A 26,129-nucleotide genomic window follows, 5' to 3' on the forward strand; every position below is an offset into this window, starting at 1 on the left:
GCCGCGCTCGAGCTGCACCGCCGTGGCCTCAGCCGCCGTGCAAGTCGGCGCACAGCAGCACCACCGAACGTGCGCCCACCAGATACGTCGTTCCTGAGATTGGTTGTGCGCTCACGAGGTCCGCGACGTCGTCGGGCGGGTCGAGCGCCGTGTCGACGACACGGCGCCACGGCAACTCTGGTGTGACGACCGGCGGCAACTCGAAATCGACTGTCACGTCTGAACTGTTGAGTATCGCGTGCACCATCCGCGTGCCGATCACGCTACGCACCGTCAGCGCGAGCATGCGCGAATTCTCCGACCAGTCGGGCTGATACAGCCGGCGGCCATGGAACTGCACCAGAGACCGGGTCAGGAACTCCCGCAAGGGCAGCCCGTGCATCACCTGGGTCATGTCCAGTTCCAGCCGCACGTCGATCAACTTCTCGGTGAACCGGCGGATGTCCGCGTACCGATCCGTCAACGACCAATCGAACCAACTGGTCTCGTTGTCCTGGCAGTACGGGTTGTTGTTGCCCAACTGAGTTCGGCGCACCTCGTCGCCCATCACAATCATCGGCACGCCCATCGCGATCAATGTGATGCCCAGCATGTTCTTCACGAGACGCGTCCGCAGATGCTCAATCGAAGGATCATCCGACGGCCCTTCGGCCCCGCAATTCGTGGAGTGATTGTCGTCGGCACCATCCCGGTTCTGAGCAAGATTCGCCTCGTTGTGTTTTCGGGCATAGCTGACGAGGTCGTTGAGCGTGAAGCCGTCATGACACGTGACGAAATTGATGCTGTGCTCCACCTCGGCCGGTCGGTGCCCGAACAGGTCCGGGCTGCCCAACAGCCGATTCGGTAACAGCGCGACCGTGCCACCATCACCCCGTACGAACCTGCGGATGTCATCACGGAACTTGCCGTTCCACTCGCGCCAGCGGTCGCCCACGAACGACCCCAGCTGGTACAGGCCGGCGACGTCCCAGGCCTCCGCGATCACCTTCGTCCCGGCCAGCACCGGATCGCTCTCGATCTCCCAGATGATCGGCGGATCAGCCATCGGAACGCCGCGCTCGTCTCGCGTCAGGGCCGAGGCGAGATCGAACCGAAAACCATCCACGTGCATCCGATCGACCCAGTGACGCACAGCATCGATGATCATGCGCCGCACCACAGAGTTATTGGCGTTCACGGTGTTACCGCACCCAGTGACGTCCAAATACGTTGCCCGACGGTTCGGATCGCGGATGTAATAGGTCTCGTTGTCCAGCCCGCGCCAACAGAACGTGGGACCGTCAGCCCCACCCTCGGCAGTGTGGTTGAACACCACGTCGATGATCACCTCGATCCCGGCGCGGTGCAGTTTCTTGACCATGTCCCGGAACTCGTCCAGCGCGCCGAGCGCATCGCCGGACGACGCGTACGCGGCATGCGGGGCGAAGAACGACACCGGGCTGTAGCCCCAATAGTTGACCAGTCCGCGCGGCGCGTCTTGGGGGTCGAACGCCAGCACCGGCATCAACTCGACCGCGGTGATCCCCAGCGAGCGCAGATAGGGAATCTTTTCCACCAGCCCAGCGAATGTACCGGCCAATTCCTGAGCCACTCCGCTGTTCGGGTGGGCGGTGAAGCCCCGGACGTGCAGTTCGTAGATCACGGTCCGCGCGAACGGTCGCCCGAGCGGGCGGTCCCCTTCCCAGTCGTAGCCGTCGAGATCGGCGACCACGCTCTTCATCGCCGTACTCGAATCCAGTTGTGCCCCAGTCCCGGCCATCCGCTCATACGCCGTCGGCACAGCCACCGCGACACCGTACGGATCGAGGAGAACTGTCGACGTGTCGTGGACACGCCAGGCGTAGACCTGTCCCGACGCAACGTCGGGAACGAACGCGTGCCAGTAGTAGGCCGTCCGGTTCGTCTGGCGGTCGAGCGTGATCACCCGCGATGGCGCCGCGTCATCGACGTCGTCGAACAGCAGCAGATCGAGCTGCGCCAGCGTGCGTGACCACACCGAGAAGTTCGTCCCTCCGCCGACGCAAGAGGCACCGAGCGGATAGGCACGGCCGGCGGCCAGACTTCGACCCATCGCTTGATTGTGTACCGAGTTCGGCCGCGCGCGGCCACAACCGTCAGGAGCGAGGTATCTGAGCCAAATGACCCTAGTGTCCGACGAACCGACAGGAGATTCTCGAGGGATCATCCACATCCGATATCGGGAGCGCGATCATGACCGAGAAATCCGAAACGAGCGCGGCCACCAAGACACCAGAAAAGAGCGCGGCGGCCACCGCCCACACGGTGGCCGAGCGCGCGGCGGGCTTGTCCGACGACGTGCTCAAATCAGTCGAAGCCGGCCAGCGGGCCGCAATCGATGCGGTGCGCAAGTTCGTCGACACCGTCGACGAGGCGCTTCCCAACAAGGAGGAGGACCACCCGTCGCGGCGCGAAACCGTGATCGACGCGGCCCTGGACATGGCCGACCGACTCGTCACCACGCAGTACGAGTTCCTGCGAAGCGTCGTCCACAGCGCAGACCGATCGCTGCGCAGACCCGACGACTCGCACAGCTGACATGGGTGATCGCAACGAGCTGGCCGACCTGACTGTCCGCGCGACTCAATCGTAGAGGCGCGCGATGACGTCGGCGAAGTTTTTCACGATGACATTGCGCTTGGCCTTCAGGCTCGGCGTGAGATCACCTGCCGCGATGGACAATTCGCGGTCGAGGATCGCGAACCTCTTGATCTGCTCCCACCGGTTGAGTTGCTCGTTGACGGTGTCGATATACCCGGCGATCAACTTCCGCGTCGCGTCGTGCCGCGCGATCTCTGCGAAGGACAGGTCACCCAGACCGTTCTTGGCGGCCCAGTCGGCGATAGCCTCGCTGTCCAGGCTCACCAGCGCCACACAGTAGGGCCGCTCCTCGCCGTAGACGATCATCTCGCTGACGTACGGGCAGACGGCCTTGAACGCCGCCGCGGTCGCCGACGGGGCCACGTACTTGCCCTGCGAGGTTTTGAACAGGTCCTTCTTCCGGTCGGTAATACGCAGGAAGCCGTCGTCGTCGAGTGCGCCGATGTCACCTGTGTAGAGCCAGCCGTCCGCATCGAGCGCTTCTGCGGTGGCGGCCGGCAGGTCGTGATAGCCGGTCATCACGCCCGGGCTGCGCAGCAGGACCTCGCCGTCATCGGCGATTCTGACTTCCGTGCCGGGAAAGGGCAGTCCGACGGTGCCGAAGCGATAAGCGTTGGGGCGGTTGATGAACGACGCCGCCGCCGTCTCCGTGAGGCCGTAGCCCTCGAGCACGATGATGCCGACCGCGTCGAACCACTGCGCGATGTCGTGGTTCAGCGGCGCCGCGGCGGAGACGAAGAATCGCAGGCGACCGCCGAAGCGTTCGCGGATCGTCGAGAACACCAGCCTGTCGGCGACCGCGTGCTGCCCCGCCAGCATCGGCGACAGGCTCCGGAGTTCCTCCCTGGCCTTCGACGCCTGGATTCCCACGCCGATGGCCCAGTCGAAGATGCGCTTCTTGATCCCGCCTTCGTCGGCGATCGTGTTCTGGATCCGGGCGTGTGCCTTCTCGAAGATCCTGGGCGCAGCGGCCATGAACGTCGGGTGCACGGTGGCGAGGTTGTCCACGATCCTGTCGACCCGACCGTCGATCGCCGTCGGGAAGCCGATGATCAGCGGCAGCGCGAGCATCACCTTGCCGAACGCGTGGGCCAACGGCAACCACAAGAAGTTCAGGTCGTCGGCGCTCAGGAGGCCCAGGTCGTCGATGGCGACGGCGGTGTACGTCCACGCGCGGTGAGGAAGCCGCACCCCTTTGGGGCGGCCGGTGGTTCCCGAGGTGTAGATGATGCTGGCCAGGTGGTCGGGTCGGATGGCGTTCACCCGCTGCTCGATGATGTCGGCAGACTCGGCAAGCAATCGCCCACCGAGTGTCTGGAGTTCGTCGAGCGTGATCACGAAGTCGCCGTCGCCGTCGCCGTCGCCGTCGATGATCACGACCTTGCGCACGTCGGGCAACTCCGCGCGGTGCTCGAGCAGCTTGTCGACCTGTGTCTGGTCTTCGGCGACCACGACGCGACTTCCGGAGTTGGCGACGATGAACGCGACATCGCGGGCATTGGTCGTCGGATACACGGTGGTGGTGGCAGCACCGGCGCACAGCACCGCGAAGTCGACGAGCACCCATTCGTAGCGCGTCGACGAGGCCAGTGCGACCCGATCCTCGGGAGCGATGCCCAGTGAGATCAAGCCGGCGGCGATGAACCGGACGCGCTCCCCCACCTGCTGCCAGGTGACACTCGTCCAACCGCCGCCGTTGTCGGGAAAGCGGAACGCTTCAGCCTGCGGAGTGGCTGCGACGCGGTCACGGAACAACACCGCGACGGACGGCGCCTGCTCGCCGATCGCAGCGTTGTCGGCTGTACTGAGCCTCGCCACCGACCAAGCGTAGGTACCTCGGCGACCCAAGGGCGGGAAACGACGACCTTGCCCCGAACACGTGGCCGGGTTCGCAGGGCCTGTCGTTACGCTGTGCCGCATGGCTGCAGACATCGTGCCGATCGGGCTGAGCTTGACCAAGGGCGACGTGTACACGCTGTGGGCACCACGGTGGCGTGCAGACGGCGACGAATGGGAAGCGTTCCTGGGTAAAGACGAGGATCTGTACGTCTTCGATTCGGTCGCTGACCTGACGGCATTCGTCCGCACCAGCACCGACAACGACCTGGTCGATCACCCAGCGTGGGACAAGCTGACCGAGGCCAACGCGCACACGCTGGTGCCCGCCGAGGAGCACTCCTACGACCTCGCCGGCTTCGAGGAGATCCTGTCCAACAAGCCGACCGACGACAGCGTGCGCACGCTGCACCGAGCGCTCGCGGTCGTGTCGTCGATCGGATCGGTGTGCGAGATGCCGGCGGTCACGAAGTTCTTCAACGGGAACCCGGTGCTCGGCACCGTCGGCGGCGGAGCCGAGGCCTACGCCGGCCGCGCCGGCCGCAAGCGCTGGGCCGAGATCGAGAAGATCATCAATCGCGGATGGGACCCCGTGATCGAGGCGCTCGACGAGATCATCACCAAGCCCGAGGTCGACGCCGCAGCGGCCGAGAAGGCCCAGGCCGAACTCGACGCGCCGGCCCCCGAAATCGACGAGGACGACGTCGTGATCGACGACATCGTCGACACGGAGGAGGAGGCCGACGAGCTGACCGCGGTCGCCGAGACCAAGGTGCTCGGCAGCGACGAGGACTTCTGGGCGCGCGTCGGCATCGACCCGGTCCGCATCATGACCAGCGGCGGCACGTTCTTCACGTTGCGCTGCTACCTCGACGACCGGCCGATCTTCCTGGGCCGCAACGGCCGCATCAGCGTGTTCGGTTCCGAGCGGGCGCTGGCGCGCTACCTCGCCGACGAGCACGACCACGACCTGTCCGACCTGGCGACCTATGACGACATCCGCACCGCGGCCACCGACGGCTCGCTGCGCGTGGACGTCACCGACGACAACATCTACGTCCTGTCCGGCATCGTCGACGACCTCGCCGAGGGTCCCGACGCGCTCGACCACGACCAGCTCGAGCTCGCCGTCGAACTCCTGCGCGATATCGCCGACTACGCCGACGACACCAACGTGGCGGCCAAGCTCGACAAGAACACCGCGCTGGGCCGGCTGATCTCCTACTCGCTGGACCCGGCATCGGTGTCGCGACCGAGCGCGCCCTACGCCGAGGCCGTCACCCAGTGGGAGTCGCTGGAGCGGTTCGTGGAGTCCCGCCTGCGCTCTGAGTGATTTCGGCGTGCTCGTCGTCGGTGAACGACGACAACCACGCCGAAATCACTAGCCGATGAGGACGGCGTAGCGGGGTTTGATGACCTCGTCGATGATCGCCAGCCGCTCGTCGAACGCGATGAACGCCGACTTCATCGCGTTGATGGTGAAGCGTTCGAGGTCGCTCCACCCGTAGCCGAACGCCTCCACCAGCCGCAGCATCTCCAGGCTCATGAAGGTGTCGCTCATCAGCCGGTTGTCGGTGTTGACCGTCACGCGGAACCGCAGCCGGGCCAGCCGGTCGAACGGATGCTCGGCGATGCTGCCCACCGCGCCGGTCTGCACGTTCGAGCTCGGGCACATCTCGAACGGGATCCGTTTGTCGCGCAGCAGCGACGCCAGCCGGCCCAGGTGCGCGGTGCCGTCGGGGTCGACGGTGATGTCGTCGACGATGCGCACGCCGTGACCCAGCCGGTCGGCGCCGCAGAACGCGATCGCCTCGTGGATGGACGGCAGGCCGAACGCCTCGCCGGCGTGGATGGTGAAACGCGCGTTGTTGCTGCGCATGTACTCGAACGCGTCGAGGTGCCGGGTGGGCGGGTAGCCGGCCTCGGCGCCGGCGATGTCGAAGCCCACCACGCCCTTGTCGCGGAACCGGATGGCCAGCGCCGCGATCTCGCGCGAGCGCGCGGCGTGGCGCATCGCGGTGACGAGGCACCGCACCACGATCGTGTGGCCCTGCGCCGCGGCGGCCTTCTCCCCGTCGGCGAACCCGGCCAGCACCGCGTCGACGACGGCGTCGAGTGACAGTCCCCCGTCGATGTGCAGTTCGGGGGCGAACCGGATCTCGGCGTAGACGACGTTGTCGCGGGCCAGGTCCTCGACGCATTCGAACGCGACCCGGTGCAGGGCGTCCGGGGTCTGCATGACGCCGACGGTGTGGGCGAACGGCTCGAGGTAGCGGACCAGCGAACCGCTGTGCGCAGCGGTGCGGAAGAACGTCGCCAGCGCGTCGACGTCGTGGGCCGGCAGTTGGTCGTAGCCGTACTCCTCGGCCAGTTCGAGCACCGTCTCCGGACGCAAACCCCCGTCGAGGTGGTCGTGCAGCAGCGCCTTGGGCGCCTGCCGGATGGTCTGCAACGTCAACGGTGTCGTCATCAGGGGTTCCTCACGTGATCCGGTCGATGATCAGCGGCCGCGCCGGAGGCGCCTGGTCGCCCACCGTCCAGGCGCCGTCGAGTTCGGACAGCGCTGCGGCGAAGCGCTCCGGGGTGTCGGTGTAGAGCGTGAACAGCGCCTCACCGGCTGCGACGGGCTCGCCCGGCCTGCGGTGGATGCGCATCCCTGCGCCGAACTGCACGCGCTCACCCGGAGCCGAACGGCCCGCCCCGAGCCGCCACACCGCCAGTCCCACGGCCATTGCGTCGATGTCTCCCATCGTGCCACCGCGCGGCGCCGTGACGGTCTCACTGTGGGCACCGATCGGCAACGGCGCCTCGAGGTCGCCGCCCTGGGCCGCGATCAGCGCGCGGAACCGGTCCATCGCCGAGCCGTCGCGCAGAGTCTGCGCCGGGTCGACGGCGTCCAGCCCGGCCGCATCGCACATCTCCCGCGCCAGCGCGACGGTCAGCTCGACGACATCGTCGGGTCCGCCGCCGGCCAGCACGTCGAGCGACTCGGCGACCTCGACCGCGTTGCCGACCGTGCGCCCGAGCGGCACCTCCATGTCGGTCAGCAACGCCCGGGTCGTCAGCCCGTGTTCGCGGCCGAGTTCGACCATCGTGCGGGCCAGCTCCCGGGACTCGGATTCGGTGGCCAGGAACGCCCCCGAGCCCACCTTGGTGTCGAGCACCAGCGCCGCGGCGCCCTCGGCGATCTTCTTGCTCATCACCGAACTGGCGATCAGCGGCAGCGATTCCGTGGTGCCGGTGACGTCACGCAGCGCGTAGATCTTTCGGTCGGCGGGCGCCAGCTCGCCTGCGGCGAAGATGGCCGCACCCAGTTCGCGGAGTTGTTGGCGGATCTGGGTTTTCGTGATCTCGGCGGTGAAGCCGGCGATGGACTCGAGCTTGTCGAGGGTGCCGCCGGTATGGCCGAGGCCGCGCCCGGCGGCCTGGGGGACGGCGCCGCCGCACGCCATCACGACGGGCACCAGCGGGATCGTGATCTTGTCTCCGACACCGCCGGTGGAGTGCTTGTCGACGGTCGGGCGGCCCACGTCGGAGAAGTCGAACCGCTCCCCCGACGCCACCATCGCGGCGGTCCAGCGTGCGATCTCGTGCCCGGACATCCCACGCAGGAAGATCGCCATCAGCAGTGCCGCCATCTGACCGTCGGTCACGCGGTCACGGGTGTAGGCGTCGATCACCCAGTCGATCGCCGCGTCGGACAGTGCGGCACCGTCGCGCTTGGTCCGGATGACGGACGGAGCATCGAGATGCGACATGGGCTCATGCGCGTCGAAGGTGTTCTGGGTCACGGTGTTTCCTCCGCCGGCGTGCGGGCCAGGTCGTCGGGGCCGAACGCATCGGGCAGCAGCTCCCCCAGCGGCCGCGGACCTGCGGGGTGATCGATGAGCAGGCCGGGTCCCCCGTGCTCGAACAGCACCTGGCGGCACCGACCGCACGGCATCAGCAGCTCCCCGTCGGGGCCAACGCACGACAGCGCGACGAGTCGTCCGCCGCCTCCGGAGACCAGGGCGCAGACCACTGCGCACTCCGCACAGAGACCCAGGCCATATGAGACATTCTCCACATTGCATCCGGTCACCATTCGGTAATCGTCGGCCAGTGCGGCCGCTCCGACCCGGAATCGCGAGTAGGGCGCATAGGCGTGCTGGGACACGTCGATTGCATTGCGTCGCAACATCTCCCAGTCGATTTCGAAGGTCACGTCAAGCCCTCCCAGCCGGTTCTGAATCCATTCCGAACACCCCAATCCCGGACCGGCAGTATCAGATAGGTCACCCTAATTTCGGCCGCTCGACGAGGGCATACGCCCACACGCTAGTTCGTTCGACAGTACAAAGGAGATTAGAGTCGCCCCGAGGTTGGAGATCCTTGTCCACGGGCAAGTCTCCGGGCGTCCACCGATGGCGTTGGAGGGTCACATGAGTACGGCGACATCATCAGAATCCGGCATAGCGGCGCCGCGGTCGCAGCCGTCACGCCGGCGCACCCTGTACCGCGGCGATCCCGCGATGTGGTCATGGGTGCTGCACCGCATTTCCGGCGCCTCGATCTTCTTCTTCCTGTTCGTCCACGTGACCGACACCGCGCTGGTGCGGGTGAGCCCGCAGGCCTACAACGAGATCATCGAGACCTACAAGACGCCGATCATCGGTCTGATGGAGATCGGTCTGGTCGCGGCCGTGCTCTACCACGCGCTCAACGGCATCCGGGTGATCCTGATCGACTTCTGGTCCGAGGGCCCGCGCCATCAGCGAAAGATGCTGTGGGTGGTGGCAGGTGTCTTCCTCGCCGTCCTGATCGCCTCGGTGGGCGTCATCGGCATGCACATGGCGGAGAGGTTCCTCTAGTGCCCGAAAACCCCTACGACCACATCAGTGACCGCGGCGGCCTCGCGCCGGTTCTGCAGCGCAGCCACGACCGGCCGGCCAGCCTGGACAACCCGCGCGCGCCCCGGCGCGCCGGCGGAATGCCGAACTTCGAGAAGTACGCGTGGCTGTTCATGCGGTTCTCGGGGCTGGTGCTCGTGTTCCTGGCTCTCGGACACCTGTTCATCATGTTGATGTGGGACGGCGGTGTGTACCGCATCGACTTCAACTACGTCGCGCAGCGGTGGTCCTCGCCGTTCTGGCAGACCTGGGACCTGCTGCTGCTGTGGCTTGCCCAGCTGCACGGCGGCAACGGCATGCGCACGATCATCGCCGACTACAGCCGCAAGGACTCGACCAAATTCTGGCTGAACACGCTGTTGGCGCTGTCGATGGCGTTCACGCTGGTGCTGGGCACCTATGTGCTGCTGACGTTCGACGCCTCCATCTCTTGATCTCGTCCGGCAGGGAGTGACTGTGATTACCGAACATCGCTACGACGTGGTGATCGTCGGCGCGGGCGGCGCCGGCATGCGCGCCGCCGTGGAGGCAGGCCCACGGGTCCGCACCGCGGTGCTGACCAAGCTGTACCCGACCCGCTCGCACACCGGCGCGGCGCAGGGCGGCATGTGCGCCGCACTGGCCAACGTCGAAGAGGACAACTGGGAGTGGCACACCTTCGACACCGTCAAGGGCGGTGACTACCTGGCCGACCAGGACGCCGTCGAGATCATGGCCAAGGAGGCCATCGACGCGGTGCTCGACCTCGAGAAGATGGGGATGCCGTTCAACCGCACCCCCGAGGGCCGCATCGACCAGCGCCGCTTCGGCGGGCACACCCGCGACCACGGCAAGGCCCCGGTGCGGCGCGCGTGTTATGCCGCCGACCGCACCGGCCACATGATCCTGCAGACGCTGTACCAGAACTGCGTCAAGCACGACGTCGAGTTCTTCAACGAGTTCTACGCACTCGACATCGCGATGACCGAGACACCGTCGGGTCCGGTGGCCACCGGCGTCATCGCCTACGAGTTGGCCACCGGCGACATCCACGTCTTCCACGCCAAGGCGATCGTGTTCGCCACCGGCGGGTCCGGCCGGATGTACAAGACCACGTCGAACGCGCACACGCTGACCGGCGACGGCCTGGGCATCGTCTTCCGGAAGGGACTTCCCTTGGAGGACATGGAGTTCCACCAGTTCCACCCGACGGGTCTGGCGGGCCTGGGCATCCTGATCTCCGAAGCGGTGCGCGGTGAGGGCGGCCGCCTGCTCAACGGCGAGGGCGAGCGGTTCATGGAGCGCTACGCGCCCACGATCGTCGACCTCGCGCCCCGCGACATCGTGGCCCGCTCGATGGTGCTCGAGGTGCTCGAGGGCCGCGGTGCCGGGCCGAACAAGGACTACGTCTACATCGACGTGCGCCACCTCGGCGAGGACGTGCTCGAGGCCAAGCTGCCCGACATCACCGAGTTCGCCCGTACCTACCTGGGCGTCGACCCGGTCAAGGAACTGGTGCCCGTCTACCCCACGTGCCACTACGTGATGGGCGGCATCCCGACCACCGTCAACGGCCAGGTGCTCAAGGACAACACGACCGTCGTGCCGGGTCTCTACGCCGCCGGCGAATGCGCCTGCGTATCGGTGCACGGCGCCAACCGGCTGGGCACCAACTCGCTGCTCGACATCAACGTGTTCGGCCGCCGCGCCGGCATCGCCGCCGCGAATTACGCACTCGGACATGACTTCGTCGACCTGCCGGACAAGCCCGCCGAGATGGTGGTCGGCTGGGTCGGCGACGTCCTCTCCGATCACGGCAACGAGCGCGTCGCCGACATCCGCGGCGCACTGCAGCAGTCGATGGACAACAACGCCGCGGTGTTCCGCACCGAGGAGACGCTCAAGCAGGCCCTGACCGACATCCACGCGCTCAAGGAGCGGTACGCGCGGATCACGGTGCAGGACAAGGGCAAGCGCTACAACAGCGACCTGCTGGAGGCGATCGAGCTCGGCTTCCTGCTCGAACTCGCCGAGGTGACGGTCGTCGGTGCGCTCAACCGCAAGGAGTCGCGCGGCGGGCACGCCCGCGAGGATTACCCCAACCGCGACGACACCAACTACATGCGCCACACCATGGCGTACAAGCAAGGTTCGGAGCTGCTCAGCGACATCCGGCTCGACTACAAGCCGGTGGTCCAGACGCGCTACGAGCCGATGGAACGGAAGTACTGATGAGCGCACCAGTTCTCGACAAGCAGGACACTCCGCCCGTGCCCGAGGGCGCGGTGATGGTGACCCTGAAGATCGCACGCTTCAACCCCGAGTCGCCTGACGACGCGGGATGGCAGAGCTTTCGGGTGCCGTGCCTGCCGAGCGACCGGCTGCTCAACCTGATGCACTACGTGAAGTGGTATCTCGACGGCACGCTGACGTTCCGCCGGTCGTGCGCGCACGGGGTGTGCGGGTCCGACGCGATGCGCATCAACGGGGTCAACCGGCTGGCGTGCAAGGTGCTGATGCGCGACATGCTGCCGAAGAACCCGAAGAAGCAGCTCACCATCACGATCGAGCCGATCCGCGGCCTGCCGGTGGAGAAGGACCTCGTCGTCGACATGGAGCCGTTCTTCGACGCCTACCGCGCGATCAAGCCGTACCTGATCACGTCGGGTAACCAGCCCACCCGTGAGCGGATCCAGAGCCAGACCGACCGCGCCCGTTACGACGACACCACCAAGTGCATCCTATGCGCCTGCTGCACCACCAGCTGCCCGGTGTACTGGAGCGAGGGGTCCTACTTCGGCCCGGCGGCGATCGTCAACGCGCACCGGTTCATCTTCGACAGCCGCGACGAGGGCGCGGCCGAGCGCCTGGACATCCTCAACGACGTCGACGGGGTGTGGCGCTGCCGCACGACGTTCAACTGCACCGAGGCCTGCCCGCGCGGCATCGAGGTGACCAAGGCGATCCAAGAGGTCAAGCGCGCGTTGATGTTCGCTCGCTGAGCTCGGCCACCTGTTCGTCGTAGTACCGCAGGATCACGGCGACGGCGGCGGCCACGGGCACCGCGAGGAACGCACCGACCACGCCGAACGTCGAGGCGCCCAGCGTCACCGCCAGCAGCACGATCACCGCGTGCAGCTTCATCGACTTCGCCTGCAGCCACGGCTGCAGCACGTTGCCCTCGAGTTGCTGCACCGCCACGATGATCGCGAGCACGATGAGCGCGTTCACCGGGCCGTTGGCGACCAGGGCGATCAGCACCGCCAGCCCGCCGGCGACGAACGCGCCGACGATCGGCACGAAACCGCCGATGAACGTCAGGATCGCCAGCGCGTACGCCAACGGCACACCGAGGATCACGAGCCCTATCCCGATCAGCACCGCGTCGATCAAGCTGACCAGTGCCTGCGTTCGGATGAAGCCGCCGAGGGTGGCCCACACCCGCTCGAGGATCGTCGCCACGTGCGGCGCCGCGGGCAGTCCCACCGTGCGACGCAACCACGGAAGAAAACCCGGCCCGTCCTTGAGTAGGAAGAACGTCACCACCACCGCGGTGAAGAAGGTGACCAGCGCCGACGTGGCGGCACCGACGCCGGTGAACAGTCCCGAGGCGATCTTGGCGCTGCTGGAGTTCAGGGTGTCGTTGATCGCGTCGACCGCCGAATTCAGTTGTGCGTCACTAATGTTCAGCGGCGGCCCGTCCAGCCAGTCCCGCACCTGCACGACGCCGGCGGTGGCCTGCTCGGCGAGCTCGGCAGCCTGGTCGACGATCGCGGGCGCGATCGCGGCGAGGACTCCCGCCACCACGACGATCGCCGCGGTCAACACCAGCAGGGCCGCGGCCGCCGGAGGGACTCCCCTGCCGCGCAGCCAGCGCACGGGCGGCCACAGCACCGTGCACACGATCAGCGCCAGCACCACCGGCAGCAGGATCACCCACGTCTTGCCCACCACCCAGGACAGCACCCACAGTGCCGCGGCGACCGCGACGAGTTGCACCGCCGCGGTCGCCGCCGACCGCAGGTGCGCGCTGTAGACCGGGCCTCGACGCGTGACGTCCGTGGTGTTGTCCTGCACCAGCCCTTTCTACCCAACGTGGAGGAATTCACCGCCAACGGCGGGAGAGGAAGTCGCGGATCAACGTTGTCACCCCGGGCAGGTCGCTCTCGAGCAGGAAGTGCCCGCCGTCGCGCAGATGGATTTCGGGGTCGACGGCGTCCGCGGCGAAGGCGCGGGCACCGTCCGGACCGAAGAACGGATCCTTGTCAGCCCAAACTGCCAGCAGCGGAACCGAACTCGCACGCAGGTAGTCGTGCAGCGCGGGATAGAGGCGTGGATTGCTCGCATAGTCCAGGAAGAGCGCGAGCTGGATCTCGTCGTTGCCGGGACGCGACAGCAGCGCGTAGTCGTGATGCCATGTGTCGGGACTGACGACACTCGGGTCGGGCACGCCCGCGAGGTACTGCATCCGGGTGGCCTCGAAGGACAGGAACTGCCGCAGCACCGCGGCCGTCTCCGGCGTCTGCTCGCGCTGGTGATTCCAGACGGCAGCCCAGCCCTCGGGGACGAAGCCCGCGTCGTAGCCGTTGCCGTTCTGCGTGATGATCGCGGTGATGGCCTGCGGATCGCGCAGCGCCAGCCGCCACCCCACCGGGGCGCCGTAGTCCTGTACGTAGATCGCGTAGGTGGTCACGCCGAGCTGGTCGAGCAGTCCGGCGGTCAGGTCGGCCAGGGCGTCGAAGGTGTAGTCGAACTCGTCGGCCGACGGGGCGTCGGAGTATCCGAATCCGAGGTAGTCGGGCGCGATCACGCGGTAGCGATCGGCCAGTTCCGGGATCAGGTTGCGGAACATGAACGAGCTGGTGGGAAAGCCGTGCAGCAGCACGACGACCGGCGCGTCCTGGTCGCCCGCCTCGCGGTAGAAGATCTCGCGGCCGGCCACGGTGGCATAGCGGTGGTGGACCATGGCTAACTCCTTTTCAAGTTTTTGATGGTTATCCGACAGTGAACCCCGTGCGGTGTAACCTGTCAACAGAAGTTTGGAGGTTAGTAATGGATCTGTACGCGACGACCGCGCGCGACGAGGCGCTGCTGCTCGACCTGCTCAACACCACCCCGGTCATCGACGGCACCGCCACCGATCTGCTCCCCGACCTCCCCACCGCCGCACCTTGGCTGACCGACCACTGCGTGGCCGCCACCGACGACGAACTCACCGAACTCGTCGCCGCCCGGCAGGAGCTGCAGGCCGTTGTCCGCGGCGACCGCACGCCCTCGGCGCTGCAACCCTTCCTCGACCGCGTCCGCCTACAGCCTGTGGCCGCCGACGGCGGCGTCGACTGGCGCCTGACCGAGGCCACCGGCGCCGCGCGCGCGGTGCTCGCCTGGGGCGGCCTGCGCATCACCAGCCCCGGACGGCTCCGGCCCTGCGCCAACGACGAGTGTCGACTCTTCCTGATCGACCGCAGCAAGCCGAACACCGCGCGGTGGTGTTCGATGGCCATCTGCGGCAACCGGATGAAGGCGCGTCGTCACTACCGGCGCACCCACTCCGACTGAGTCGTGCATGCTGCTCAGGTGCTGTTGCTGAGCGAGGTGACCGGAACCGCCGTCCGCGGACCCGACGGGGAGCCCGTGGGCCGGGTCCTCGACCTGACGGTCAGCCTGGCCGATCCGAGCCCGCTGCCGCTGATCGACCGCGTGCTGATCCGGCCGTCGCACGCACCCGACCTGCTGGTGCCATGGTCGGCGGTGTCGGCGGTGCACCAGGGCGCGCTGTCGGTCGCCGGCGATCCGGCCGATTTCGCGATCGGATCCGTGTCCACCTCGCTCGACGACGACGAGATCCTGCTAGGGCGCGACGTACTCGACACCCAGATCGTCGACATCGGCGAACAACGACTGGCCCGGGTCGCCGACGTGGTGCTCGCCCGCACACCGGACGGGCACGTGGAGGTCGTCGGTGTCGAGGTCGGTTTCAGCGCCGTACTGCGGCGGCTCGGCCTGCGCCGGCTCGCCGCCCGCGCCCGTCGGGACGCCGTCGCATGGAGCGATCTGCACCTGACCTCCGAACGCGGCCACGCCGTGCAACTCGCCACCCCGCGCTCCGCGGTGCACCACCTCGACGCTCGCGCGCTCGCCACATTGGTGAGCCGGCTGGACACCGATGCCGCGACCGAAGTGCTCACCGCGCGCGACCCGCACGCGGCCGCCGAGGTCGTCCGCGCCGGCCCCGCGGCCGTCGGCGAGCGCGTGCTGCGGGCACTACCCGACACCACCGCCGAGCAGATCGTCGCCGCCATGCCCGCCGAGCACGCCCGCAGCTGGCGGCGCCGCCTCGCCCGCCCCCGGGCCCGACGGTTCCTGCGCTCGCACGTCTGGCCGCGCCGCACGTGACACGACGGAGAGGTCTCGCCCTCGGCGGGCTGATGGCCGTCGTCGGCCCCGGTCTGCTGGCCGGGCTGTCCGACGACGACCCGGCAGGCATCACCACGTACTCGGTGCTCGGCGCCGACCACGGCTACCAACTGCTGTGGGTGCTGCTGTTGTCGACCGTGGCCCTGGTGATGTTCCACGGGCTGGCGGCCCGCATGGGGGTGGTCACCGGCCAGGGCCTGATCGGCCTGGTGCGTCAGCGCTACGGCGTACGGGTGGGCGGCGCGGTGCTGATCGCCCTGGTGATCGCCAACATCGGCACCACCTGTGCCGAATTTGCCGGTATCGCAGCGGGTTTCGAGCTGTTCGGGATCAGCCGCTACATCAGCGTGCCCGCCACCGCGGTGATCGTGTCGATGTTGGTGCTGCGCGGCAGTTTTCACCGGGTCGAGCACGTGCTGCTGGCGTTGTCGACGGTGTTCCTCGCCTACATCGCCTCAGGGGTACTCGCGCGGCCGGACTGGGGTGCCGCGGCGAAGGGTCTGGTGGTGCCGAGCATGCCGATGAACGGCGCGACGATCGCGATCGTGACCGCGACCGTCGGGACGACGCTGGCGCCGTGGGGGCTGTCGTTCATCCAGTCCTACGCGGTCGACAAGAAGCTGCGCACCGAGGACCTGACGCTCGAGCGCGTGGACGTGGTGACCGGCGCGGTGCTGACCGGTGTGATCGGCTTCTTCGTCGTGGTGGCGTGCGCCGCGACGCTGCACCGCGACGGCCGCTCGATCAGCGACGCCGCCGACGCCGCGGTCGCGCTGCAACCGCTCGCCGGCGACACCGCCGCCACCCTGTTCGCCGTCGGCCTGATCTGCGCGGCACTGCTGGCCGCGTCGGTGCTGCCGCTGTCGACGGCGTACTCGGTGTGCGAATACGCCGGCGTCGAAGCGGCGCTGGACGATCCGATCAGTGAGGCGCGGACGTTCTACGTGTCCTTCGGCCTGGTGACCGCGCTGGGCGCGGTGGCCGTGCTCGTCCCCGGCGCGCCGCTGGTGACGATCCTGGTCGGCACGCAGGTGCTCAACGCCGTGCTGCTGATACCGCTGCTGATCGCGATGATCGGCACCGGCCGCGACCGGGAACTGATGGGCGAGTTCACGATCGGCCGGGTCGCCACCGTCGCCTACGGCATGACCACCGCGGTGGTGCTGGTGTGTGTGGCCGTGCTCGCGGTCGTCACGATCGCCGGGTGATTTCGCCACCGCCGATCCCGACGAGCGTGCGCACAATGCCAGAGATCGCGGCGTGTCGACGTACAGACGCGCGCGCTCGCGGAAAAAGGGGGAGCCCTACCGATCCGTGCGGTGTGCGGCGCCGAATGCCTGACATGGCGTCTGCGAACACCGCTGAACTGGTCGTCCTGGTCGACGAGGAAGGCCGGCCGATCGGCTCGGCCGACAAGGTCCGGGTCCATCACGAGTCCACACCGCTGCACCTGGCGTTCTCCTGCTATCTGTTCGACCACGCCGGCAACGTGCTGCTGACCCGACGGGCCCTGCACAAGCGCACGTTCCCCGGTATCTGGACGAACTCGTGCTGCGGCCATCCCGCGCCGGACGAGGCGATGACCGACGCGGTGGCGCGCCGCGTGCGCGAGGAACTCGGCGTCGGCATCGCCGGCCTGGACTGCGTGCTGCCCGACTTCCGCTACTACGCGGTGGCCGCCGACGGCGTGGTGGAGAACGAACTGTGCCCGGTGTTCCGCGGCACCGTCGAGGGCCCGGTGCGCGCCGACCCGGCCGAGGTCATGGACTACGAGTGGGTGCCGTGGGACGAGGCCTGCACCGCGGCCCGGTTGGCGTGGGCGATCAGCCCCTGGGCGGCCGAACAGATCCCGCTGCTCGAGGCGGCCGGCGTCGGGCAACGCACCTAGTTCCTCAGCTCGAAGAGGCGCTCGGCATAGGCGAGGTCGTCGCGCCACAGCTTGGTCGCGGCGCGCCGCATCAGCGGCCGGATCAGCGGGCCCGCCACCAGCCCCTTGCCGAAGTGCGTGCGGTCGGAGTGCGCGATCACCGCTTCGACGACCGCGGTCCTGGGCCTGCCGTCGGGGCCGGGCCCCAGCGGGGTGGCGTGGGTTTCCACGACACTGCCCTGGCCCTCTCCCTCGATGATGCGCATCGACACGGTGCGCGGGCCCGGCGTGGTGAACTCCGCGATCACGGGGACGCCGAGACGGCCGATGCGGAACGTGACGTCGACGACGAACCGGTCGAGCGCGTCGGGCAGATCGTCGTCGGCCGGCGGGGCGCTGAGCACCTTGAGCTGGGTGAACGAATAGGGATGGAACCACGCGCCGTGCCACGGGTCGAGCCGGTTGGACACCACGTCGGCCGGCTCGCACACGCCCTCGAGCCGGGTGACCGCCGACAGCGCGGGCTCACCGGGCCGCGGCATCGGCGGGGGCGCGTCGGCGGCGGCGACGTCCGTGGGGTCCGCTTCGATGTCGAGGCGCACCCAGCACAGCACCCCGTCGTCGTGCGCCGGATACGGCTTCCACGTCCCGTGCCTGCGCTCCCCCAGCCGCAGACCGTGCCACGGGCACACCAGGGTTCCGCACTCCACCGGAGCCGTCGCCAGGTCGGCGCCCAGGTGCGGGCAGGCCCGCGGCGCGACGAGCAACCCGCCGTCGGCACCCCGCCACGCCACCAGCTCACGTCCGGCGACCGTCGTCCCCAGAGCCGAGGACGTGACCGACGAACTCGCCGCGAAGGCGAACCAGTTGCCGCCCGGTTTGCGCTGCGCGCGCCGCAGGGCCGCGGAGATCAGCGCGGGGTCGGCGTCGGCGTAGGTCGGTGTCTGCGCCGCCCAGTCGATCGCCGGAAGCACCTCGAACTGCCACGCCGCGGCCAGCCTGCCCCGCCACCCCGTCTGCTCGCTCACCGGCCCGAACCTCCGCCCGTCGTCGCCAACCGCCGCAGCATCGCCGAGCGCCCGTGGTTGGGCACCGTGTGCAGCGGATGTCCGGCCAGCCCGAAGCGGCTCAGCAGCTCGTTGGCCGCGGCCCACCCCGTCGTCGCGGCGCGTTCCATCAGCGCGACGGGCAGGTCGATGCGAATTCCGTCGCCCGCCAGCATGATTCGCTGATCCGGCGTCCGGACAGCGGGACGGTCGGCGAAGTCGCCGGGCGCGAAACGCGGGCAGTCGCCGCGATGCAGCAGCCGCTCGTCGACGATGGAGGCATGCACAGTTTCAGGGTAGAGCTCGTGCATGCGCGCGATCAGCCCGTCCCGGACCGTGTCGAGCGGTTCGGTCACCGAGTAGGCGTGCAGTTCGACGACCGAGCCGCCCGTGCGGGCCGCCCACTGCGCCGCCTCGCGTTCATAACGTTCCACCACACTGACATTGTCCAACGGTTCGCGTCCGCCCGTCCCGACGAAGGCCGCACGGTCCGCCCGCACGGGCCGGTCCAGCCACAGCCGCAGCACCACGAACGGCGGCGCCGTGCCCATGCCTGCGACCCGGCCGCGCCAGGAGGCGTCGCCCAGCCAGGGCGAGGCCGCCACGATGCGCCGCAGCCCGGCGACGTCGGTGGCCAGCACCAGACCGTCGGCAGGCAGTGGCCCCGTCGCCGTCGTCACCGCGAGCCCGCCGTCGTCGGTGAGCGCGTCCACCGTCGTGCCGGTGTGGAAGGTGACCCCGCGGCCCTGCAGGTAGTCGCGCAGCGGATCCCACAGCGCCACATCGAAATTGGCGTTCGCGACGTCGAAGATCAGCCCCTCGCTGGAGCCCAGGAAGTAGATGTGGAACATCGTGACGAGCTCACCGGCCGACAGCGCCTCGGGCCGGGCGAAGAAGCTGCGCGCGAACACCTCGAACGCCAGGTGCCGCGCGGCGTCGGGAAACTTGATGTCCCGCAGGAACGTGGCGGCGTCACGGTCGTCGAGCAGCCGGTAGGTCTCGGGCACCGACACCGTCGCCAGCGGCGCGGCGGCCTTGGCGTCGAGGCGGATCAGGTCGCGCAGCCGGAAGGTGGGGCTGCGCAGGGCGAACGCCAGCGCGTTCAGCGGCGGTGTCTGCGGCAGCCCGCGGAACGTGTCCCGGCGCCCGGCGCCGTCGATCAGCGGATAGTCCTCGACCGGGGTCAGCGCGGTCAGCGCGGGATCCGCGCGCCGCAGCAGCGCACGCAGGTTGTAGTACTGCCGGAAGAACGCGTGGAAGCCGCGGTTCATCCCGGTCTGCGAGCCGTCGGACAGCGTCTCGGTCCAGCCGCCCACCCGGCCGCCCAGATGGTCGCACTGCTCGACGACGTCGACGGCGACGCCGCGTTCGGCCAGCCCGGTGGCGGCGGCCAGACCGGCGATGCCGGCCCCGACCACGACGACACGGGGGCGCTCACCGTGCCCGTTGACCGCGCTGCGCCCGGGGCGCGCGGGCCACGTCTGTCGGCGCGGATCGGTCATGGGCGGACCACCCGTCACACGCTCCCGTGGCGCATCCGGGCCGCCCACGACTTACCCAGCCCGGCGGCCGCGACCACCGCGCGGCGCGGTTTGCCGACGGTGGCCCGCCTGCCGAAGATCTCGAAATCGACGGCCTCGATGCGGTCGAGGATCTCCGAGTACAGCGTCGAGGCGGCCGCCACGCACGGCCGTGACGCCGGCGCCAGCATCCCGATACCGGGCTTGGCCTGCTCGTAGACCTCGCGGGTGCGCGCGTGCTGTTCGGCCAGCGCTTCGCGCACCCGGTGATCGGTGCGGCGGTTGGCCTGGCACCAGCGCAGCAGGTCCCGGTCGACGCCGTGCGCTGCGAGCTCATCTGCGGGCAGATACACGCGGCCGCGGTGCAGGTCCTCGTCGACGTCGCGGAGGAAGTTGGTGAGCTGGAACGCCTTGCCCAGCGCCGCGGCGTACGGGGCCGCCTGCTCCCGGGGGACGACGGTGCCCAGCACCGGCACCATCTGCAGCCCGATGACCTCGGCCGACCCGTACATGTACCGCTCCAGCGCGGCCCGGTCCGGATAGTCGGTCACCGTCAGATCCATCCGCATCGCCGCCAGGAAGTCGTCGAACAGATCCCAGCCGATGCCGTACTTGCGGGCGGTGTGCACCACGGCGGTCAGCACCGGGTCGTCCCCGCAGGGCTGCTTCTCGACCAGCGCGTTGAACAGCCGCGTGGACAGCTGCTGCAGCTGGTCCGCGCGCTGGTCGACGGTGCGCGGGTCGTCGAGGTCGTCGAGGATGTCGTCGGCGAAGCGCGCGAAGCCGTACAGCGCGTGGACGGCGGGCCGCTGTCGCGGCGCCAGCAGCCGGGTGGCCAGGAAGAACGTCTTGCCGTAGCGGGCGTTCAGCGTCCGGCACTGCCGGTAGGCCTCCCGCAGTGACGGGTCCCGGACACCGGCTGCGTCGAGCTCGGTATGGATCATGAGCGATTGACCTCCGAGGTGGGCTGGCTGGCGTGCACCCCGGTGATGCGGTCGGCGGCGAGCCGCCCGGACATGATCGCGGTCGGCACGCCGACACCGGGGACGGTCGAGGAGCCCGCGAGCACGACGTTGTCGACCCCGCGGACGGTGTTGGCCGGCCGGAACGGGCCGGTCTGAGAGAACGTGTGCGCCAACGCGAACGGGCTGCCCGCCGCCATGCCCTGGCGGGCCCAGTCGGCGGGGGTCACGACATGCAGCACCTCCGCGTCCTCGGCGACACCCGGCGCGCGCTTGCGGACGGTGTCGATCATCTCGTCGACGTAGCCCCGTGTCGCGGTGTCCCAGTCGATGACACCGACGTCGGTGTTGGGCGCGGGGGCGAGCACGAAGAGCAGGTCCCGCCCGGCGGGGGCCAGCGACGGGTCGCTTGCGGTCGGGCGGGTCACCAGCAGCGACGGGTCACGCATCGTGGTGCCGTCGTCGATGATGTCGCGGAACGTCTGATGCCAGGCGTCGCCGAACAGGATCGTGTGGTGCCCGGCCGCCTCACCCACCGCCGCGCAGCCGACGTGCGCGACGACTGCCGACGGGGCCGCCCGCAGCCGCACCGGTCGGCGCGGCGTGCGGCGCACCAGGCGGTAGGTGTCGGGCAGCTCGGTGGTCAGCACGACCGCGTCGGCGGGCACCCGCCCGCCGTCGGCGGTGCGCACCGCCGTCACCCGGGAACCGCTGAACTCCAACTCGGAAACTGTTGCGTTGTAGACGAATTCGACACCGGCATCCGCGGCCGAAGCCGCCATTGCGTCGGGCAGCGCCCGCACGCCGCCCTGGGGGAAGTACACGCCGGCGACGGTGTCCATGTAGGCGATCACCGCGTACGCGGCCAGCGCGCTCTGCGGCGGGACGCCCGCGTAGAGGGCCTGGAACGTGAACACGCGCAGCAGTCGCTCATCGGTGATGTACTTGCCCACCATGCGTTCCCAGCCGCGGAACCCGCCGAGCGCGGCGAGCCGCGCCAGTTGCGGGGTCACCAGCGCCAGCGGCGAGTCGAAGTTCGCGCCGATGAACCCGTCGAACTCGGCCTTGTACAGCTTGGTCAGCCACTCCCGCAGCCGCAGATAGCCGTCGGCCTGCTCCCGGCCGGCGAAGCGCTCCACCTCGGTGGCCATCGTGGCCGCGTCGGTGTGCACCGAGATCGCGCTGCCGTCGGCGAAGCGGGCCTCGTAGGCGGGATTCACCAAATCCATCGGCAGCCGGCCGGCCAACGTGTCGCCGACGGCGGCGAACGCGTCGTCGATGATGTCGGGCATCGTCAGCACCGTGGGCCCGGTGTCGATCCGGTAGCCGCCGATATCTTCGCGGCCGACCCTCCCGCCCGGGTGGGCACCGCGTTCGACGACCGTGACCTGGCGTCCGCGCCCGGCCAGTTGCAGCGCCGCCGACAGACCCGACAGGCCGGCACCGACGACGACGACCCGGTCCGTCCGCCCCGTGACGGTGCGCATCAGGCGGCCCTCTGGGTGCACGCGACCGCCATGTCGGCCAGCGCGGCGCGGGCGAAATCAGGGATCGCGACCCCGTCGAGGAAGTTCAGCGCGCGGGTGTGCCGGTCGGCGATGAGCTGTTCGATCCACTGCACCGCACCGCTGGCCACGATCAGGTTGCGCCAGTGATCCGCGGCGTCGGAGTCGATGTGCGGACGGTTCATCAGGTCGAAGAGCTGTTCGCGCAGCGACGCGTCGGCCAGCTCGTAGGCGGCGACGATCACACTGGTGGCCTTGCGCTCCTCCATGTCGGTTCCCGCGGATTTGCCTGTCAGAGAAGGGGTTCCGAACACGCCGAGGATGTCGTCGCGCAGCTGGAACGCCTCCCCGATCGCGGCCCCGTAGCCCGAGAGCGCGTCGATGACGGCGTCGTCGCACCCGGCCATCGCCGCTCCGATCTCCAGCGGCCGACGCACGGTGTAGTTACCGGATTTTCGGCGAAGCACGTCGAGAACCTCCTCGAGGGTGGGCAGGGTGTGAGAACTGTTGACCAGATCGGAGAACTGGCCGATGGCCAGCTCGGTGCGCATGTCGTCGTACCGGGGCCACACGCGGACCAGCGCGTTCTGGCCGACGCCGCTGCGGCGCAGCATCTGCTCGGCCCACACCAGACACAGGTCGCCGAGCAGGATCGCCGCGGACTCGCCGAACCGGTCGGCAGAGCCGGCCAGCCCGCGGTCGCGGTGCCACCGGCCGAACGAGACGTGCGCCGACGGCCGGGCGCGGCGCAGCGGCGAACCGTCCATGACGTCGTCCTGGATCAGCGCGAACGCATGGAGGAGCTCCAGACTGGCCGAGGCGCGCAACGCGGCGTCGTTCTCGTCGGCGCCGCACAGCCAGCCGACGTACATGAACGTCGACCGCACGTACTTGCCGCCGTCGAGGAACCCCGACAGCAGGTCACCGGCGACGTCGACGTTGGCGGCCGCGAGTCTGCCGAGGCACTCGCCGCGCACGAAGTCCGCCAGATGGTTGCGCACGGCGGTGCGCAGGTCGTCGCGCCAGGCACCCAGGCTGCTGGCCGTCGGGACTCTCACACCCGACATGACCAGGGGTGTCCCCGCCCACTCGCCGTTCCTCAAGCTCACACTCCTCCTGGTGGTGCGTCCGGCTCGACCGCCGCGGCATCATCGATTCGTTGCGACCCCGACCACGGATTGGTCGAACCCGAAAATTTCCCCCCAGCGCATCCTGATCACAGCCAAGCACGTCCGAGGCGCCGTTTCACCCTGCTTGTGACGGTCTGATGCGTTCGTGCAGCCGAGCCAGCGGCGCGGGCGCCCACCAGTTCCACCGTCCCATCAGGTGCATCATCGCCGGGAGCAGCACCATCCGCACCACTGTGGCGTCGATCAGCACCGCCAGCGCGAGGCCGAGGCCGAACATCCGCATGAAGGAGACCTGGGCCGCGACCAGCGCACCGAACGAGATCGTCATGATCAGCGCGGCGGCCGTCACCACCCGCCCGGTGCGCGCCAGACCGACCGCGACGCTCTCGTCGTTGTCGGCGCGGGTGCGCCCGCCGGCCAGCCACAGTTCGCGGATCCGGGCGAGGAGGAACACCTCGTAGTCCATCGACAGCCCGAAGGCGATACAGAACAGCAGGACGGGCATGTTGGCCACCAGCGTCCCGGTCGGTGTCGTCCCCAGGGCGCCGAGATTGCCGTCCTGGAAGATCCAGACGAGCGCCCCGAACGCCGCGGTGAGCGACAGCGTGTTCAGGATCAGCGCCTTCAGCGGGAGCACCACGCTGCCCGTCAACAGGAACAGCAGCACCAACGTCACCACGGCGACGATGCCCAGCACCACGGGCAGGCGCGCGGTGATGGCGGCGAGTGTGTCGGCGTTGATCGCGGCGATCCCCGTCAGCTCGACCGGGCGGCCACCGGGCCCGGGTAGGGCCCGCAGACGTTCCAACTGCTGGTCGGATTCGGGGGTGAACAGCGGCGTGCTGCTGGCGACGGTGAGGAACGCGACGCCCCCGTCCAGGCCGGCGCCGGTGGCCGGCGGCCCGACCCGGGTGCCGTCGACGAACGTGCCCGCCGGCGAGTCGACCGCCGGGACACCGGGCAGCAGGGACGCCGACCGGGCGTAGTCGGTGAAGGTCGCGGCGGTCAGCCCGGCTGCGTCCGGCACCACCACGGTCACCGCGGCCTCCGAGTTCCCCGGGAACTGTGCCCGCATCAGGTCGCCGACCTGACGGGACGACGCCGACGTCGGGAGCACCCGGTCGTCGGGCAGCCCCCAGGCCACCCGGAGGAAGGGCGCCCCCAGAGCGAGCAGCAGCACCGTGGTGGCGGCCCCGATCGGCAGGGCGCGCCGGATGACGAACCGGGTGGTGCGGTACCAGAACATCTGGCCGGTCGGGCGCGCGGCGCGCGGCGGACCCAGCAGGCGGTGCAGATCGAACGCGTCGAGCCGGGGGCCCAGCGCCATGATGGCCGCCGGTGTCACGACGATCGCCGCCAGCGCGCACACCACCACCGTCGCGACCCCGGCATAGGCGAACGAGGTGAGGAAGTACATCGGGAACAGCGCCATCGCGGCCATCGACAGCGCCACCGTGAGCGCCGAGAACAACACGGTGCGGCCCGCGGTGACCATCGTGGTGATCAGCGCCTGCTCCCGGTCGGCCCCGTCGGCCATCTCGTCGCGGAAGCGGCTGACGATCAGCAGCGTGTAGTCGACGGCCAGGGCCAGTCCCAGGGCGGTGGTCATATTCAGCGCGAAGATCGAGGCCGGGGTCACCATCGCCACCAGCCGCAGCACCGACAGCGACCCGACGATCGCCAGCGCCCCGACGGCCACCGGCAACGCCGCGGCCCCCAGTCCGCGGAACACCCACACCAGCACCAGGAAGGTCAGCGGGATCGCGATCGACTCCATCAGCACCACGTCGCGCAGGGTCTGATCGTTGATCTGGGCGTACACCATCGCCGAGCCGCCGGCCAGCACGCTGACCCCGCCGTGCCGGGGCGCGATGTCCGTGGCCACCTCGTCGGCGAGGCGCTCGGCCACCCGTGGCGCGTCGTCCTCGCCACCAGCCAGCTCGGCCACCACGAGACCCGAGCGGCCGTCGGCGCCGATGAGCCCGGGCGCACCCGGAGGCGCCGTCCACGCCGACACCACCCCGACGACCTCGGGGGTGGTCCGCAACAGCGCGACGATGTCCTCTCCGGCGGCGCGGGCGGCGGCGCTGTCCGCACCAGCAGGATCGGTGACGCCGAACACCAGCTGCATGCCGCCCCGACCGAACGTCTCCATCAGAGTGGTCGTCGCACGCGCCGATTCGGCCGCCGGATCCTGGAAACCCCCGGCGGACAAGCTTGATGCGGCCGGCACGCCGAACACCGCACCGGCGACGAGAGCCAGTGCTGCCAGCGTGAGGATGCGCCGCGGCGCGGCGATGGCGGTCAGCGCGACGCGGTGCAGCACGGTGATCCGCCTGCGGTGGCGGCCGCGCAGAGC

General features: G+C 69.1%; 23 protein-coding genes. 10 read left to right on the plus strand and 13 right to left on the minus strand.

Annotated elements, in window-relative coordinates:
• Window positions 1-28: 28 nt before the first annotated feature.
• A complete protein-coding gene (gene glgX / locus G6N45_RS25525) occupies window positions 29-2,071 on the minus strand; it encodes a glycogen debranching protein GlgX (RefSeq protein ID WP_163726483.1) in 2,043 nt (680 codons plus the stop codon).
• Window positions 2,072-2,211: 140 nt separating this feature from the next.
• On the opposite strand from glgX, the gene G6N45_RS25530 reads away from it, so the two are divergent.
• Window positions 2,212-2,556 (plus strand): hypothetical protein, encoded by a 345-nt coding sequence (locus G6N45_RS25530; protein ID WP_246228799.1) that lies wholly within the window; start codon window positions 2,212-2,214, stop codon window positions 2,554-2,556.
• Window positions 2,557-2,601: 45 nt separating this feature from the next.
• Here G6N45_RS25530 and G6N45_RS25535 read toward each other — a convergent pair whose 3' ends face one another.
• Window positions 2,602-4,437 carry an AMP-dependent synthetase/ligase gene (locus G6N45_RS25535; RefSeq protein ID WP_246228800.1) on the minus strand — a complete coding sequence of 612 codons (1,836 nt, stop codon included), beginning with the start codon at window positions 4,435-4,437 and terminating at the stop codon, window positions 2,602-2,604.
• Between the two features lie 100 nt (window positions 4,438-4,537).
• Between G6N45_RS25535 and satS the strand changes: the two genes are divergently transcribed.
• Window positions 4,538-5,788, plus strand: a complete 1,251-nt coding sequence (gene satS, locus G6N45_RS25540; protein WP_163726488.1) for a protein export chaperone SatS — start codon at window positions 4,538-4,540, stop codon at window positions 5,786-5,788.
• 48 nt (window positions 5,789-5,836) lie between these two features.
• Here satS and G6N45_RS25545 read toward each other — a convergent pair whose 3' ends face one another.
• Genes G6N45_RS25545 through G6N45_RS25555 form a run of 3 tightly spaced genes read right to left on the minus strand, consistent with a single transcriptional unit; the run spans window position 5,837 to window position 8,659 of the window.
• The gene (locus G6N45_RS25545; RefSeq protein ID WP_163726491.1) at window positions 5,837-6,925 is read right to left on the minus strand and encodes an adenosine deaminase; all 1,089 of its coding nucleotides are present in this window, start codon (window positions 6,923-6,925) and stop codon (window positions 5,837-5,839) included.
• A gap of 10 nt (window positions 6,926-6,935) precedes the next feature.
• Entirely contained in the window at window positions 6,936-8,213 is a 1,278-nt protein-coding gene (locus G6N45_RS25550; protein ID WP_163729103.1) for a thymidine phosphorylase, read from the minus strand.
• A 29-nt stretch (window positions 8,214-8,242) separates the two neighbouring features.
• Window positions 8,243-8,659: a cytidine deaminase gene (locus G6N45_RS25555; RefSeq protein ID WP_163726493.1), complete on the minus strand. Its 417-nt coding sequence runs from the start codon at window positions 8,657-8,659 to the stop codon at window positions 8,243-8,245.
• Between the two features lie 217 nt (window positions 8,660-8,876).
• Between G6N45_RS25555 and sdhC the strand changes: the two genes are divergently transcribed.
• The 4 genes from sdhC to G6N45_RS25575 are packed head-to-tail and all read left to right on the plus strand — an operon-like array spanning window position 8,877 to window position 12,325.
• A complete protein-coding gene (gene sdhC / locus G6N45_RS25560) occupies window positions 8,877-9,305 on the plus strand; it encodes a succinate dehydrogenase, cytochrome b556 subunit (protein WP_163726494.1) in 429 nt (142 codons plus the stop codon).
• The gene (locus G6N45_RS25565) at window positions 9,305-9,778 is read left to right on the plus strand and encodes a succinate dehydrogenase hydrophobic membrane anchor subunit (protein ID WP_163726495.1); all 474 of its coding nucleotides are present in this window, start codon (window positions 9,305-9,307) and stop codon (window positions 9,776-9,778) included. The genes sdhC and G6N45_RS25565 overlap by 1 nt, the downstream gene beginning before the upstream one ends.
• A 22-nt stretch (window positions 9,779-9,800) precedes the next feature.
• Window positions 9,801-11,555, plus strand: coding sequence for a succinate dehydrogenase flavoprotein subunit (gene sdhA / locus G6N45_RS25570; RefSeq protein WP_163726496.1), 1,755 nt, complete (start codon window positions 9,801-9,803; stop codon window positions 11,553-11,555).
• Complete coding sequence (locus tag G6N45_RS25575; RefSeq protein ID WP_163726497.1) at window positions 11,555-12,325, plus strand: succinate dehydrogenase iron-sulfur subunit; 771 nt, start codon at window positions 11,555-11,557, stop codon at window positions 12,323-12,325. The genes sdhA and G6N45_RS25575 overlap by 1 nt, the downstream gene beginning before the upstream one ends.
• On the opposite strand, the gene G6N45_RS25580 is transcribed toward G6N45_RS25575, so the two are convergent.
• Complete coding sequence (locus G6N45_RS25580; protein WP_163726499.1) at window positions 12,297-13,400, minus strand: AI-2E family transporter; 1,104 nt, start codon at window positions 13,398-13,400, stop codon at window positions 12,297-12,299. The genes G6N45_RS25575 and G6N45_RS25580 overlap by 29 nt on opposite strands.
• A gap of 28 nt (window positions 13,401-13,428) precedes the next feature.
• Complete coding sequence (locus G6N45_RS25585; protein WP_163726501.1) at window positions 13,429-14,289, minus strand: alpha/beta fold hydrolase; 861 nt, start codon at window positions 14,287-14,289, stop codon at window positions 13,429-13,431.
• A gap of 86 nt (window positions 14,290-14,375) precedes the next feature.
• Between G6N45_RS25585 and G6N45_RS25590 the strand changes: the two genes are divergently transcribed.
• The 4 genes from G6N45_RS25590 (at window position 14,376) to idi (ending at window position 17,628) form a co-directional block, all read left to right on the plus strand.
• The gene (locus G6N45_RS25590) at window positions 14,376-14,882 is read left to right on the plus strand and encodes a CGNR zinc finger domain-containing protein (RefSeq protein ID WP_163726502.1); all 507 of its coding nucleotides are present in this window, start codon (window positions 14,376-14,378) and stop codon (window positions 14,880-14,882) included.
• Between the two features lie 18 nt (window positions 14,883-14,900).
• Entirely contained in the window at window positions 14,901-15,719 is an 819-nt protein-coding gene (locus tag G6N45_RS25595) for a magnesium and cobalt transport protein CorA (RefSeq protein ID WP_163726504.1), read from the plus strand.
• Window positions 15,716-16,948 (plus strand): NRAMP family divalent metal transporter, encoded by a 1,233-nt coding sequence (locus G6N45_RS25600; protein ID WP_246228801.1) that lies wholly within the window; start codon window positions 15,716-15,718, stop codon window positions 16,946-16,948. Before G6N45_RS25595 ends, G6N45_RS25600 begins: the two co-directional genes overlap by 4 nt.
• A gap of 134 nt (window positions 16,949-17,082) precedes the next feature.
• On the plus strand, window positions 17,083-17,628 hold the full coding sequence (idi, locus tag G6N45_RS25605; protein ID WP_163726507.1) for an isopentenyl-diphosphate Delta-isomerase: 546 nt from the start codon (window positions 17,083-17,085) through the stop codon (window positions 17,626-17,628).
• Here idi and G6N45_RS25610 read toward each other — a convergent pair.
• From G6N45_RS25610 to G6N45_RS25635, 6 genes are all read right to left on the minus strand, one after another.
• Window positions 17,625-18,635, minus strand: a complete 1,011-nt coding sequence (locus G6N45_RS25610) for a DUF5914 domain-containing protein (protein ID WP_163726509.1) — start codon at window positions 18,633-18,635, stop codon at window positions 17,625-17,627. The two genes, idi and G6N45_RS25610, sit on opposite strands and share 4 nt — an antisense overlap.
• Complete coding sequence (locus G6N45_RS25615; RefSeq protein WP_163726511.1) at window positions 18,632-20,155, minus strand: FAD-dependent oxidoreductase; 1,524 nt, start codon at window positions 20,153-20,155, stop codon at window positions 18,632-18,634. Before G6N45_RS25615 ends, G6N45_RS25610 begins: the two co-directional genes overlap by 4 nt.
• 14 nt (window positions 20,156-20,169) lie before the next feature.
• Window positions 20,170-21,117: a phytoene/squalene synthase family protein gene (locus G6N45_RS25620; protein WP_163726513.1), complete on the minus strand. Its 948-nt coding sequence runs from the start codon at window positions 21,115-21,117 to the stop codon at window positions 20,170-20,172.
• Entirely contained in the window at window positions 21,114-22,622 is a 1,509-nt protein-coding gene (gene crtI, locus G6N45_RS25625; RefSeq protein WP_163726516.1) for a phytoene desaturase family protein, read from the minus strand. The genes G6N45_RS25620 and crtI overlap by 4 nt, the downstream gene beginning before the upstream one ends.
• Window positions 22,622-23,707, minus strand: a complete 1,086-nt coding sequence (locus G6N45_RS25630) for a polyprenyl synthetase family protein (protein ID WP_163726518.1) — start codon at window positions 23,705-23,707, stop codon at window positions 22,622-22,624. The genes crtI and G6N45_RS25630 overlap by 1 nt, the downstream gene beginning before the upstream one ends.
• A 178-nt stretch (window positions 23,708-23,885) precedes the next feature.
• Window positions 23,886-26,096 (minus strand): MMPL family transporter, encoded by a 2,211-nt coding sequence (locus G6N45_RS25635; RefSeq protein ID WP_179965401.1) that lies wholly within the window; start codon window positions 26,094-26,096, stop codon window positions 23,886-23,888.
• Window positions 26,097-26,129 lie beyond the last annotated feature (33 nt).

Origin of the sequence: Mycolicibacterium psychrotolerans, from assembly GCF_010729305.1 — a bacterium.
GTDB lineage: Bacteria > Actinomycetota > Actinomycetes > Mycobacteriales > Mycobacteriaceae > Mycobacterium > Mycobacterium psychrotolerans.

What these genes read in the sequence shown, in the direction of transcription:
- glgX (WP_163726483.1), bottom strand. Translation starts at nt 2,071, where the DNA reads ATGGGTCGAAGTCTGGCCGCCGGCCGTGCCTATCCGCTCGGTGCCTCT.
- G6N45_RS25530 (WP_246228799.1), top strand. Translation starts at nt 2,212, where the DNA reads ATGACCGAGAAATCCGAAACGAGCGCGGCCACCAAGACACCAGAAAAG.
- satS (WP_163726488.1), top strand. Translation starts at nt 4,538, where the DNA reads ATGGCTGCAGACATCGTGCCGATCGGGCTGAGCTTGACCAAGGGCGAC.
- G6N45_RS25545 (WP_163726491.1), bottom strand. Translation starts at nt 6,925, where the DNA reads ATGACGACACCGTTGACGTTGCAGACCATCCGGCAGGCGCCCAAGGCG.
- G6N45_RS25550 (WP_163729103.1), bottom strand. Translation starts at nt 8,213, where the DNA reads ATGTCGCATCTCGATGCTCCGTCCGTCATCCGGACCAAGCGCGACGGT.
- sdhC (WP_163726494.1), top strand. Translation starts at nt 8,877, where the DNA reads ATGAGTACGGCGACATCATCAGAATCCGGCATAGCGGCGCCGCGGTCG.
- G6N45_RS25575 (WP_163726497.1), top strand. Translation starts at nt 11,555, where the DNA reads ATGAGCGCACCAGTTCTCGACAAGCAGGACACTCCGCCCGTGCCCGAG.
- G6N45_RS25585 (WP_163726501.1), bottom strand. Translation starts at nt 14,289, where the DNA reads ATGGTCCACCACCGCTATGCCACCGTGGCCGGCCGCGAGATCTTCTAC.
- G6N45_RS25590 (WP_163726502.1), top strand. Translation starts at nt 14,376, where the DNA reads ATGGATCTGTACGCGACGACCGCGCGCGACGAGGCGCTGCTGCTCGAC.
- idi (WP_163726507.1), top strand. Translation starts at nt 17,083, where the DNA reads ATGGCGTCTGCGAACACCGCTGAACTGGTCGTCCTGGTCGACGAGGAA.
- G6N45_RS25615 (WP_163726511.1), bottom strand. Translation starts at nt 20,155, where the DNA reads ATGACCGATCCGCGCCGACAGACGTGGCCCGCGCGCCCCGGGCGCAGC.
- G6N45_RS25620 (WP_163726513.1), bottom strand. Translation starts at nt 21,117, where the DNA reads ATGATCCATACCGAGCTCGACGCAGCCGGTGTCCGGGACCCGTCACTG.
- crtI (WP_163726516.1), bottom strand. Translation starts at nt 22,622, where the DNA reads ATGCGCACCGTCACGGGGCGGACGGACCGGGTCGTCGTCGTCGGTGCC.
- G6N45_RS25630 (WP_163726518.1), bottom strand. Translation starts at nt 23,707, where the DNA reads ATGTCGGGTGTGAGAGTCCCGACGGCCAGCAGCCTGGGTGCCTGGCGC.